The 11,179-nt window shown below is 66.0% G+C and carries 12 protein-coding genes; 9 read left to right on the top strand and 3 right to left on the bottom strand.

Features of this window, described 5'->3' with window-relative positions; translation table 11 throughout:
- Positions 1 to 60 precede the first annotated feature (60 nt).
- Positions 61 to 543 carry a nuclear transport factor 2 family protein gene (locus BpN12_RS31310; RefSeq protein ID WP_246795989.1) on the top strand — a complete coding sequence of 161 codons (483 nt, stop codon included), beginning with the start codon at positions 61 to 63 and terminating at the stop codon, positions 541 to 543.
- An 85-nt stretch (positions 544 to 628) separates the two neighbouring features.
- Positions 629 to 1,228, top strand: coding sequence for an NAD(P)H:quinone oxidoreductase (gene wrbA, locus BpN12_RS31305; RefSeq protein ID WP_246795988.1), 600 nt, complete (start codon positions 629 to 631; stop codon positions 1,226 to 1,228).
- A gap of 112 nt (positions 1,229 to 1,340) precedes the next feature.
- Here the strand turns inward: wrbA and BpN12_RS31300 are convergent, their stop codons facing one another.
- Positions 1,341 to 2,168: an alpha/beta fold hydrolase gene (locus BpN12_RS31300; protein WP_246798054.1), complete on the bottom strand. Its 828-nt coding sequence runs from the start codon at positions 2,166 to 2,168 to the stop codon at positions 1,341 to 1,343.
- Positions 2,169 to 2,701: 533 nt separating this feature from the next.
- Here BpN12_RS31300 and BpN12_RS31295 point away from each other — a divergent pair.
- Entirely contained in the window at positions 2,702 to 3,178 is a 477-nt protein-coding gene (locus BpN12_RS31295) for a nuclear transport factor 2 family protein (protein ID WP_246795987.1), read from the top strand.
- Between the two features lie 17 nt (positions 3,179 to 3,195).
- Positions 3,196 to 3,774 carry a VOC family protein gene (locus BpN12_RS31290; RefSeq protein WP_246795986.1) on the top strand — a complete coding sequence of 193 codons (579 nt, stop codon included), beginning with the start codon at positions 3,196 to 3,198 and terminating at the stop codon, positions 3,772 to 3,774.
- 30 nt (positions 3,775 to 3,804) lie between these two features.
- On the opposite strand, the gene BpN12_RS31285 is transcribed toward BpN12_RS31290, so the two are convergent.
- Together BpN12_RS31285 and BpN12_RS31280 are read right to left on the bottom strand one after the other, a co-directional pair.
- The gene (locus BpN12_RS31285; RefSeq protein WP_246795985.1) at positions 3,805 to 4,644 is read right to left on the bottom strand and encodes an alpha/beta fold hydrolase; all 840 of its coding nucleotides are present in this window, start codon (positions 4,642 to 4,644) and stop codon (positions 3,805 to 3,807) included.
- A gap of 31 nt (positions 4,645 to 4,675) precedes the next feature.
- A complete protein-coding gene (locus tag BpN12_RS31280; protein WP_246795984.1) occupies positions 4,676 to 5,947 on the bottom strand; it encodes a sensor histidine kinase in 1,272 nt (423 codons plus the stop codon).
- A gap of 368 nt (positions 5,948 to 6,315) precedes the next feature.
- On the opposite strand from BpN12_RS31280, the gene BpN12_RS31275 reads away from it, so the two are divergent.
- The 5 genes from BpN12_RS31275 (at position 6,316) to BpN12_RS31255 (ending at position 11,128) form a co-directional block, all read left to right on the top strand.
- Positions 6,316 to 7,149, top strand: coding sequence for a hypothetical protein (locus BpN12_RS31275; protein WP_246795983.1), 834 nt, complete (start codon positions 6,316 to 6,318; stop codon positions 7,147 to 7,149).
- A 228-nt stretch (positions 7,150 to 7,377) separates the two neighbouring features.
- Entirely contained in the window at positions 7,378 to 8,292 is a 915-nt protein-coding gene (locus BpN12_RS31270) for a LysR family transcriptional regulator (protein WP_246795982.1), read from the top strand.
- Positions 8,293 to 8,452: 160 nt separating this feature from the next.
- A complete protein-coding gene (locus BpN12_RS31265) occupies positions 8,453 to 8,893 on the top strand; it encodes a MarR family winged helix-turn-helix transcriptional regulator (protein ID WP_246795981.1) in 441 nt (146 codons plus the stop codon).
- Between the two features lie 37 nt (positions 8,894 to 8,930).
- Positions 8,931 to 9,398 (top strand): MarR family winged helix-turn-helix transcriptional regulator, encoded by a 468-nt coding sequence (locus BpN12_RS31260; RefSeq protein ID WP_246795980.1) that lies wholly within the window; start codon positions 8,931 to 8,933, stop codon positions 9,396 to 9,398.
- A 122-nt stretch (positions 9,399 to 9,520) separates the two neighbouring features.
- Positions 9,521 to 11,128 carry an efflux transporter outer membrane subunit gene (locus BpN12_RS31255; protein ID WP_246795979.1) on the top strand — a complete coding sequence of 536 codons (1,608 nt, stop codon included), beginning with the start codon at positions 9,521 to 9,523 and terminating at the stop codon, positions 11,126 to 11,128.
- Positions 11,129 to 11,179: the final 51 nt, after the last annotated feature.

Here is an 11,179-nt window from a genome sequence, read left to right as displayed (position 1 = left end):
GATGAGAGGGGAACCGCCGCCAGGCGGTGAATCGCATCCACCGCTTCAAAACGATTAAGCGTGCCTCAAGGACGCCCATCGATCGGCTCGATAAGCTGCCTGCTGTCTCGCCCGCCGGGTGCAGGCACGCATCCCGTCTTTTCAAGGAACGACATGAACACTGCTGCGGAACTGCTCAATCAGTACCTTGCCTCGATTCGCGATCCGAAAGCCGCCGCGGCGCTGTTTGCCGACGACGGCGTGTTGGAGCTGCCCTATCTCGCCAGCCTGGGGCCGACCACGGGCGCACGCGGCCCGGTCGCGGTCGAAGCCTTCATCGGCGGCCTGCTCGCCAAGGTGCCGGACTTCACGTTTCGCGATATATCGATCCTGATCGACACGCCGGACCAGGCGTTTGGCGAATACGCCGTTGAGGCACTGGTGCCGTCCACGGGCAAGGTCTACAAGCAGATGTATGCAGGCCGGCTCGTGGCCGAGGGCGGAAAGATCAAGCTGCTGCGCGAATCGCTGGATACCGTCGCGGCGCAGAAGGCGTTCAGCTGAGCGCTTCGGACCGCAAGCGCGGTTCGTTGCTTCGTTAATACGCTGCGGGCGGGAGCTCGCGGCATCACTATTTGAGAGAGTCAGGATGGCACGCGTTCTGGTTTTGTATTACTCGACTTACGGCCATGTCGAAACGATGGCGAATGCCATTGCCGAGGGGGCGCGCGGCGCCGGTGCGCAGGTGGACATCAAGCGCGTGCCGGAAACCGTACCGACCGACATCGCTGAAAAGGCGCATTTCAAGCTCGATCAGGCCGCGCCGGTCGCGACCGTGGCCGAGCTCGAAAACTACGACGCGATCGTGGTGGGCACGGGCACGCGCTATGGCCGCATGTCGTCGCAGATGGCAGCGTTTCTGGATCAGACTGGCGGCCTGTGGATGCGCGGCGCGCTCAACGGCAAGGTCGGCGCGGCATTCGTCTCGACGGCGACGCAGCACGGCGGCCAGGAAACGACGCTGTTCTCGATCATCACGAACCTGATGCACCTCGGCATGGTGATCGTGGGCCTGCCCTACAGCCACCAGGGGCAGACGACCCTCACGGAAGTCGTGGGCGGCGCGCCGTACGGTGCCACCACGATTGCGGGTGGCGACGGCTCGCGTCAGCCGAGCGAGATCGAACTGGAGGGCGCGCGCCACCAGGGCGAGCTGGTCGCGAAGACGGCGGCGAAGCTGTTCGGCTGAAATCGATGATGCGGCTGAGCGGCCGCGTCGGCGCCCGGCTTCGGAAGTGACAACGCCCGCCGCATGGGTGAAATGCGGCGGGCGTTTGCTTGGGCGATTCGACCGGCCGTGCTTACTTCTGCACGAAGGCCAGCAGATCGGCGTTCAGCGTGTCGGCGTTCACCGTCAACATGCCGTGCGAGAAGCCCGGGTAAGTCTTCAGCGTGCCGTTCTCGAGCAGCTTGATCGATTTCAGCGCGGCGTCGGCAATCGGCACGATCTGGTCGTCTTCGCCGTGCAGCACGAGCGTCGGCACGGTGATGGCCTTGAGATCGTCCGTCTGATCGGTTTCGGAAAACGCCTTGATGCCTTCGTAGTGGGCCTTCGCGCCACCCATCATGCCCTGGCGCCACCAGTTCTGGATCACGCCCGGATAGACCTTCGCGCCCGCGCGGTTGAAGCCGTAGAACGGGCCGCTCGGCACGTCGAGGAAGAACTGCGCGCGGTTCTCGGCGAGCGCCTTGCGGAAGCCGTCGAACACCTCGAGCGGCAAGCCTTCGGGATTGCTGTCGGTCTTGACCATCAGCGGTGGCACCGCGCTGACGAGCACCGCCTTCGCGACCCGCCCCGACGGCTGGCCGAATTTCGCCACGTAGCGTGCGACTTCGCCGCCGCCGGTGGAGTGGCCGATATGGACGGCGTTGCGCAGGTTCAGCGCCTCCACGACCGCGAACGCATCGGCGGCGTAGTGATCCATGTCGTGACCGTCCGACACCTGCGACGAGCGGCCGTGGCCGCGACGGTCATGCGCGACGACGCGATAGCCCTTCGAGACGAAGAACAGCATCTGCGTATCCCAGTCGTCGGACGAAAGCGGCCAGCCGTGATGGAACACGATCGGTTGCGCATCCTTCGGGCCCCAGTCCTTGTAGTAGATCAGCGTGCCGTCTTTCGTGCGCACGAAATTATCGTCGTGGCCGTGGCCATGCGTGCCGTGCCCGTTCGGCGCGCTCTTGCCGTGGGTGGCAGCCGCGGCAGCAGCGCTGGCCGGCACGCCGACGGCGGCCGCCACTGCGCCGGCGACGCCGACGGATGCGGACAACAGCTTGCGCCTGGAAACCCTGGATCCCTCGATTGCAGCGTCGATATGCACGTTCTTCTCCGTTTGCGATGGTGTGGAAAGGGCTGACAGACCCTCTGAACAGCCTTGTCGGAAACGGTACAGAAGCGACTGGGCGCAGTCCTGAATACGCAATTAAAAATGCTGGCGCGGCGTTTCAGCGGTGTCGGAGAATGCATTTCTGCAACGATGGTTTTCGATCTGTTCTATTTCGCAGTGACGCGTGCGTCGATATTCTCCTCACGTCGGCAACGCGACATCGAACGCCGAACAGCCTGATCTCACCGACGCTTAAGAACGATTAAGCCGGCGGCAAGGACTCGACAGGACGGCTTCGCTAAGCTCGATTCCAATCGACAACATTCTTTATCGACATGAAAACCTTTATTCGACGCGCTGTCTGGATCGCGGTTTTGGCGGCACCCGGCATGGTGCTGGCCGTCACGCCCGATGCGGCGCATTCACGGGAAACGAGGCAGATGAACACCGCGAATCAGGACGTCGAGGTGGCCCGGCACCTGATCGATCTGCACTTCGAAATCTGGAACGACCCGAATCCGGCCAATTGGGCCGCGAAATTTCCGAAAGTGTATTCGCATCGATTTTTCGTCGCCGACGAATCGGGCGTGGCGAGCGGATACGAAGCGGTCGGCAAGCTGATCAAGACGGTGCAGGGTGGCCACCCCGGCTTTGTCTTCACGCCGGATCCGATCACGTGGAATCACGGCGTGGGCCGCGTGACGTGGGGGTATGGTCCGCGCGACCCCCCCGAGCTGGTGCGCGGCGAAGACATTTTCACCATCGAAGGCGGCAGGCTCGCAAGCGCGCGCGTCTTCATCAATCGCAAATGAAGGAAGGAAAACGCATCATGAAGCAGTTCGTATTTGCCGTGTCCGTCGTGCTCGCGCTCGTGAGCGGTGTCGAGGCCCAGGCTGCCGGCGTGAAAGCGTTCGGCGTCGATCACGTCGGCATCAGTGTGCCGGACCTGGCGCAAGCCGAGTCGTTCTTTTCCGATACGTTCGGCTGCGTGCCGGTCACGCATATCGGCCCGTTCGATCTGACGAAAATGTCGGGCGGCTTCGCACCGCGCGCCGACAGCGTCGATATCGTGATGATCCGCTGCGGCACGGGCTCGAATATCGAGCTGTTCCAGTATCGCAACTCGAAGGGCAGCAACGAGATGCCGAAGGCGGAAGACATCGGCGCGTCGCATATCGCGTTCTACACGGACGATATCAACGGCGCCGTGGCCTACCTGAAGTCACGAGGCATCACGGTGCTGGGCGAGCCGATCACGATGCCGTCCGGCGACACCGAAGGCGAGACCTGGGTGCATTTCCGCTCGCCGTGGGGATCGGAGCTGGAACTGGTCAGCTATCCGAACGGAAAGGGCTACGAGAAGCACGCGAAGGTCAGGCTCTGGAATCCGACCCAGCCGACGAAGTGACCGGGCGCAATGCCTGCGCGCGCGATGCGCTCAGGCCCAGCCTGAGGTGACGTCGTCGATCCATGTCGCAAGGGCGACGTTCACGTCGTCCTTGCGGTCCTGCATGATCCAGTGGCCCGTATCGGACCACAGCTCCACTCTGGATCGCGGATGAGCGAACCAGCCGCGCATGCGGGCGACCTGCTCGGGATCGCGGCCGAGGTGATAGACCGGAACGGCGAGGCTTCGGCAGAACGCTTCGCTGGCTTCGCCCATGCCGATCTGATCGGCACCGAAGTAGAGCGGCCCGAACGACTCGCGGGCGACATGCGCAGGCGTGCCCTGCGCGCGTCGCGCGTGCCAGCGCTTGAGTGCCGGGTCGGTGTTCGCGTCATGGAGCAGCTGGAACAAGGCGGGCACCTTCTCGCCGGGATCGCCGTTTTCCAGATCGTGAGTCAGCGTCGCCAGGAAATCCGCCGCGGCGCGGGACACGCCGAGCGAACCGTCGATCGACACCACGGCGCCGACCAGATCGGGGCGCTTCGCGGCAAGCCGTGCCGCGATTTGCGCGCCCATCGAATGCCCGATCAGCACGAACTTCCGGCCTGCCGATTTCGTCCCGATGACCGATTCGATATCCGCGATATAGTGGGCCTGGGTATACGTTCCGTGCGGTGTGACTTCCGATCGGCCATGCCCGCGCAGGTCGACGGCGAGCACGCGATACCGGCTCTCGAAACGCGGCAACTGCCACATCCAGTCGCTGGAATCGCAGGTCCAGCCGTGGATGAACATGACGTTCACGCCGGCGCCGGCATCGGTCGCGAAGAGCGTTGCGTGCGTGGCATCGGCCGCCGGCGTGGCGAATCGGGAAAGGGCATCCTGCGTCATCGAGTGGGTTTTCGGGGCAAGGTGAGGCGATTCATCGGGCGGGCGCATGGGGCGGCGTCGTCGGGACGGTAAACCGGAAGCATGTGCCGGCTGGCGTCGAGCTCTCGACCCAGATGCGTCCGCCATGCGCGTCGATGATGGAGCGGGCGACGGCCAGGCCCATGCCCATGCCGTCGGCTTTCGTCGTGAAGAACGGTTGAAACACCGAATCGAGCGTTTCGCCGTTCATGCCGGTGCCGGTATCGCGAACCTCGAACAGCGCGTGGCCGCTGTCGACGTGTTCGACCGACAACGACAACACGCGATGCCTGGACTGGCTCGAATCGATGCAATGAATGCCGTTCAACAACAAATTGGCGAGCACCTGCTGGATCTGCACGGGGTCGGCGAAGATCGTGATGTCGTCGGCAACCCGGCGCGTGACGGCGATCTCCTTGGCGTTCGCTTCCGGCGATACCAGGAACAGCGCGGCATCGACCGCCTGGCTGGCCGGTGCCCGCACCGATTGAACCGGCACCTTGCCGAGAAAGCCACGCATCTTTTGACAGATGTCGGTGGCGTCGCGTGCCCACCGCGCCGCGTTCTGAATGGACGAGACGGCTTCGTCGATGTCGGGATGACGGCGATTCAGCCAACGGGCCGCCGCGTCGGCCGAGGTGCTGGCAGCGGCCAGCGGTTGACTGATTTCATGGAGGATCGACGCGGAGAGTTCGCCGAACAGCGACACGCGTGCGGAACGCGCCATTTCGGCACGCAGCGCTTGCAGCCGGTCGTTGTTTTCCTTCTGCTCCGTCACGTCGAATGCATAGAAGCACAGCCGGCGATAGCCTTCAACATCACGCGGCAGCGAGCAGCGCCACACGATCGGCACTTCCTTGCCCGAGAACGTGACGAGCGTGCGCTCGCCCTGACATGCCGAGAGGCCATCGAGCATCGCGCGATAGACGACGATGTTGCTGCCGCGGTTGGCGGGCAGGAGTTGCCGGGCCGCCTCGAAAAACACCTGCTTCGAGCTGGCTTCGAACAGATCGAGTACCGCGTCGTTCGCTTCGACAAACGAATGCAGGCTGCGCAAGGTGTCGACGGCGTAGGGGTGAGCGTCGAAATAGTCGTCGAGATCGGTCACGCCTTGCTCGCGCAGCGCCTGGATCGCGAGATAAACGCGCGACCAGTCTTCCACCATGATCGGGATCGGGGCCGACAGGAACAGGTCGTTGCGGGAGAAATCGGGCTGGAGCGCTGGGAGCGGCGTGTCGGCGCCCTCGCGATGCGAGGCGGCGGCAGAGGAAGAGATATCCGGCATGCTACGTCACGGGCATTGGTTATCTGGCCAAGGCGAAATGGCAGATCGCGCAGTGGAGAGTGCGGGCCGCATTCCGTCAACGCGTTCGCGACTATACCTGAGAAAGTATTGTGTAACCGGTTGTCGACGGCGGCGACGCCGGGCCGTGAGGGAAGGTGGTGTTGCTGGATTCCATGCGAGGCGTCACATGAGTGCGGGGCGGTGTTGCAGCGCTCATGCCTTTGGAGGGTTGCCGCGCTATCGCGGCCGCTTGAGTCCGGGGCCGCGCATCGCGCGAGCGTTCGCGAGGGCATCTGATTCCGGATTCCGAATAATCAGGTAAACGACGTGACGCACGCCAACCCGATCTCGACGACGCCGGATCCATGATGAACCAGACTCTCGACACCGCCAGCGACGGCGACCCATTCCCCGATCACGGCCGTTCGCAAGTCGACCACGACAGGAACCTCGCGGCGGGCATCGTCGTCAGCGCGTGCTATCGCGTCCATCCAGAATATCGTCAGATCTTTGTCGATGCGGTGATCCCCGGCATGAAGGCAGCCCGCAAGATGCCCGGCCGCATTGACTGCGCATTCGCCCCGGATCCGGCTCCGCCTTCAGTCGCCGCCTTGCTTCGCCCGTGGTTGCGTCATTGCCGCTGGCACCGATTTTATGCCCAGCAGTCGCGCTCGCTGAGCAAGACCGAGATGCATGCAAAATGCCGTGAGCCTCCCGGGCGGGATCGACTTCAAGATGCAGCACGTCAGCCAGGGGAACTCGGCAGCCGGGGCGACAGCTTCTGCCAGACCGCGGCGGTGTTGGGCAACGTGGTACCCGTGGACACGATCAATCTGTCCTGCGACACGCTCGAGCCCGGATTCGCCGTCTGGCAGGACGCCCGGACCGCGGTCGACTTCGGCGGTGGTGACGTGCCCGCCTGTTATCGGAAGATGAACACAGCGCAGGCGTTGAATTCGGTCGGCGCGCCCATTCAGGTGAACTGCGGCGCGGCCGTGATGGTGACGCCGCAGGCCAATCGGCAGCCGCTGTCCGACGCGCTCGTGGCCTTGTGGGGCACGGCCGTGCCGCTGCAGCCCGGGAGCTGTTTCACCGGCAGCGTGGTCCGGATCCAGCCGGGCTACATGCAGGCGTTGCAGTTGAATGCCAACAGTTTCACGATCGAACGCCTGACCGCGGCCAGCAACGATATCTCCCATTGATGAGCGGGTTGCGCCGGGGTGGCCGGGAAACCGATGCCGGCGCGGGGTGCGGCGAGCAGGGGCCGGACACGATAAAATGACGCGCCGTCCGCTCCGGACGGTTCGTTGTCGCCGCAAGCGATGACGCGTGCGGCGACCCGCCGGGCGCGGCCGGCGACAGCGTCATCGCCGCGCGGCCATCCCCGCGCTGTCCGTGTCGAGTCGCGCACGCTACCCGGAATCGTCGTCATGGAATACATCGATAGCCTGCGTATCTTCTGTTCGGTGGTCGAGGCGCGCGGCTTCACGCGCGCCGCGGACATGCTGGGCCTGTCCACGCCGGTCGTGTCGCGCGCGATCGCCTCGCTCGAGAAGCGGCTCGGCGTGCGGCTGTTCCATCGCACCACGCGCCAGATCTCGCTGACCGAGGCGGCCGAGCAGTTCTACGAAGGCTGCGTGCGCGTGATCGCCGATCTCGACGCGCTCGAGGAAGGCGCCTCCACGCAGGCGCGCGAGCCCACCGGCGTGCTGCGCGTGATCTCGCACGCGACCGCCACCATGCACCGCCTGATGGCGCTGATCGCGAGCTACAAGGAAAAATATCCGAAGGTGAACATCGACGTGACGCTGGCCGAGCGTCCCGTCGATCTGGTGGCCGAGGGCTACGACGTGGGCCTGCTGCTGCCGTTCATGCTGACCTCGGACACGGTCGTCACGCGGCTGGTGGAACTGATCCCGTTCGAGCTCGTCGCCTCGCCCGACTACCTCGCGCGCCACCCGGCGCCGATCCATCCGGCGGAGATCGCCGATCACCTGGTGGTGGCGTTCTCGACCTCGATCCGCAAGCCGGAGATGCGTTTTCGCGTGGACGACGAACTGCTCGTGGTGCCGTTCCGCTACGAGATCGAATCGAACAACGCGCCGTTCAACCTCGACATGGTGCTGCGCGGCTTCGGGATCGGCATGCTGCCGAGCTCGGGCGTGCGCGAGCATCTCGAGGCGGGCCGGCTGGTGTCGGTGCTGCCCGGCTTCCCGCTCGTCGACATGGGCGCCGAGATCCGCCTCGCCTACAGCTCGCGCACGCTGATGCCGGCCAAGGTGCGCAGCTTCATCGATCACACGATCACGTTCTTCGAGAACGCGCCGCCGCCGGGCGCGCGCTGAACCGCCGCCGGCCGATCTTCGGCGAATCATCTGATGAATGTTCGCCATATGGCGCATCCATGCCGTCAGATGATTGACCCGTCGATTCTTGTCGCGGCAGTGATAATTTAATGCGGCTGCCGGCATTGCCGACCCGGCCCCTCATCTCTAGTCTGTGCGCATGCACAGCGAGCCCCTCGATACCGACGTCTGTTTCGCGATTCGCCAGGCCGCGCGGCAGGTGTCGCGCTTCTACGAACGCTACCTGTCGCAGGCGGGCCTGACGCCGTCGCAGTTCTGCATCCTGCGCTCGCTGGAGCCGGAAGTCGGGGCGACCATGGCCGAGCTCGCGCGTGCCACGTCGACGGACCGCACGACGCTCGTGCGCGCACTCAAGCCGCTGTTGCGCACCGCGCTCGTCGAGCAGGCGCACGACGGGGGCCGCCGCCAGCGCATCGCGCTGACGCTGGCCGGGCGGCGCCGGCTCGCCGAGGCGATGCGGTGCTGGCGCACCGCGCAAGCCGCGTTCGAGCGGCGTTTCGGGGCGCGTCGCGCCGATGCGCTGTGTCGCGAACTGACGAGCGTGTCGCACGATCTGCTGTCGGACGGCGCCGCGGCATGAGCCGGGCGGCCGGCACGACGGAACGGGAGAGAGGGGCATGAAATCGCTGAATTTGCCGCCGCTGGCGCTGTCGGTGCCGACCGATGAATCCGGTGCGAGCCTCGGGCATCTGCTGACGCTGACTCACGCGCGGCTGATGCATCGCATCACGCAGCTCACGCTGGACGAGTTCGGCGTGACGGGCATGCAGGGCAAGGTGCTGTTCCTGCTCGCCAGCGGCAGCTGCACGACGGCGGCCGATCTGGCGCGCTACTGGAACATCGATGCGGGCGCGATCACGCGTGTGCTCGACCGGATCGAGAAGCATGGCCTGCTGCAGCGGGTTCGCGCCAGCGACGACCGGCGCGTGGTACGGCTCGTGACGACCGAGGCCGGCGCCGCAATCGCCGAGGCGATGCCGAGGCTGCTCAACTCGGTGATCGACGAAGCGCTCGAAGGCCTCGTCGAGGAAGAACGGCAGGCACTGAAGCGGATGTTGTTGCGGATTCTGGACAACGGCGTCTGAGCGCCGGCGGTACCGGATTCGGGCGAGCAGGTTGCCATTTAATAGTTGTCTAGTCCATTAATGCAGGGAGTCGTTTCCGTATGAATACCGTCACAGGCACGATGGCGCGCCGCGGAGCCGCGATGACGCCGCTGCTCACCCCGATGCCGCTGCGTGCGCTCCGCGCCACGGCGGTGGCCGCCGCTGCCGCTGCCGCGCTCGCGCTGGCCGGTTGCGCGAACTACGCCGGCATCCACAGCGACAAGCGCATCACGCCGGCCGAGCAGCTGGAAAGCCGCGCGAGCCTGCCGGCCGAGGGCGGCCGGTGGCCGACGCTCGACTGGGCCACGCAGTTCGGCGATCCGCAGCTGCCGACGCTGATCGGCGAGGCGCTCGACGGCAATCCGACCATCGCGCAGGCGCAGGCGCGGCTCGCGAAGGCGTCCTCGTACATCGAGTCGTCGCGCGCGACGCTGCTGCCGAAGGTCGAGGGCAGCTACGCGTGGACCCGCGAGCTGTATTCGGGCAACGGCCTCTATCCGCCGCCCTATGGCGGCAACTGGTACAGCGAGAACAACGTGCTGGCGAGCGCGTCGTGGGAGCTCGACCTGTGGGGCAAGAACCGCGAGAAGCTGCGTTCGGCGGTATCGCAGCAGAAGGCCGCGCGGGCCGAGTTCGAGCAGGCGCGCGTGACGCTCGCGACCTCGGTGGCGCGTACCTACAACCAGCTCGCGCAGCTCTACGCGCTGCGTGACATCGCGCAGCGCGAGATCCGCAATCGCGAGACGGTCGGCAAGATCACCGAGGGCCGCGTCGGCGCCGGGCTCGACACCAACGTCGAGCGGCAGACCGCGCGCGGCAACGTCGCCACCAGCGAATCGACGCTGTCCGACCTCGACGGCCAGATCACCACGGTGCGCTACCAGCTCGCGGCGCTGCTCGGCAAGGGCCCCGATCGCGGCCTGAAGATCGCCGTGCCGGTGCTGAACCCGGGCGGCGCGATCTCGCTGCCCGACAACCTCCCGGCGAATCTGGTGTCGCGCCGGCCCGACCTGGTCGCCGCGCGCTGGCAGGTCGAGGGCACGATGCACGACGTGAAGGAGGCCAAGGCCGAGTTCTTCCCCGACGTGAACCTCGCGGCCGGCTTCGGCTTCGATGCGTTCGGCTGGGGCCAGTTCCTGAAGTTCGCGAGCCGCCAGGCGCAGTTCGGGCCGGCCGTGAACCTGCCGATCTTCGACGCCGGCGCGTTGCGCGCGCAACTGAAGGGGCGCTACGCCGACTTCGACCTGAGCGTGGCGAACTACAACCAGACGCTGATCGGCGCGCTCAACGACGTCGCCACGCAGGTCGCCTCGATCCGCGCGATCGACCGGCAGATGGGCGACGCGCAGCGCGCGCTCGACGCCTCGACGCGCGCCTACGAGCTTGCCGTGATCCGCTACAAGGCCGGCCTGTCGCCGCAGCTGCAGGTGTTGAGCGCCGACATCCTGCGGCTCGACTCGGAGCAGGCCGTGACCAACCTCGTGATGCGTCGCCGCGACCTGCAGATCGGCCTGATCAAGGCGCTCGGCGGCGGCTTCGACGCGGCGGGCTCGCCGCTCGCGGCGCCCGACGCGCCGGCCGGCTCGCACGCGGCCACCGATGCGGCCACCGATGCCGCCGCGTCGGCTGTTCCGGACGCCGCGCCGAATGCGGCCCCGCGCCAGGCACCGCCGCCGGCGGCGGGCGCATCGGGCGCGACGCCTGGCTGAGCCGCCCGCCACCTTTTCGAATCGACAGACCCTGTCCGCCGCGCCTCGAAC

The organism is Burkholderia perseverans (assembly GCF_022870505.1).
GTDB lineage: Bacteria > Pseudomonadota > Gammaproteobacteria > Burkholderiales > Burkholderiaceae > Burkholderia > Burkholderia plantarii.
Note: the sequence above shows the minus strand (reverse complement) of the source record. Positions and strands in the feature narration are given on the sequence as shown.

What these genes read in the sequence shown, in the direction of transcription:
- wrbA (WP_246795988.1), top strand. Translation starts at nt 629, where the DNA reads ATGGCACGCGTTCTGGTTTTGTATTACTCGACTTACGGCCATGTCGAA.
- BpN12_RS31295 (WP_246795987.1), top strand. Translation starts at nt 2,702, where the DNA reads ATGAAAACCTTTATTCGACGCGCTGTCTGGATCGCGGTTTTGGCGGCA.
- BpN12_RS31290 (WP_246795986.1), top strand. Translation starts at nt 3,196, where the DNA reads ATGAAGCAGTTCGTATTTGCCGTGTCCGTCGTGCTCGCGCTCGTGAGC.
- BpN12_RS31285 (WP_246795985.1), bottom strand. Translation starts at nt 4,644, where the DNA reads ATGACGCAGGATGCCCTTTCCCGATTCGCCACGCCGGCGGCCGATGCC.
- BpN12_RS31280 (WP_246795984.1), bottom strand. Translation starts at nt 5,947, where the DNA reads ATGCCGGATATCTCTTCCTCTGCCGCCGCCTCGCATCGCGAGGGCGCC.
- BpN12_RS31275 (WP_246795983.1), top strand. Translation starts at nt 6,316, where the DNA reads ATGAACCAGACTCTCGACACCGCCAGCGACGGCGACCCATTCCCCGAT.
- BpN12_RS31270 (WP_246795982.1), top strand. Translation starts at nt 7,378, where the DNA reads ATGGAATACATCGATAGCCTGCGTATCTTCTGTTCGGTGGTCGAGGCG.
- BpN12_RS31265 (WP_246795981.1), top strand. Translation starts at nt 8,453, where the DNA reads ATGCACAGCGAGCCCCTCGATACCGACGTCTGTTTCGCGATTCGCCAG.
- BpN12_RS31260 (WP_246795980.1), top strand. Translation starts at nt 8,931, where the DNA reads ATGAAATCGCTGAATTTGCCGCCGCTGGCGCTGTCGGTGCCGACCGAT.
- BpN12_RS31255 (WP_246795979.1), top strand. Translation starts at nt 9,521, where the DNA reads ATGACGCCGCTGCTCACCCCGATGCCGCTGCGTGCGCTCCGCGCCACG.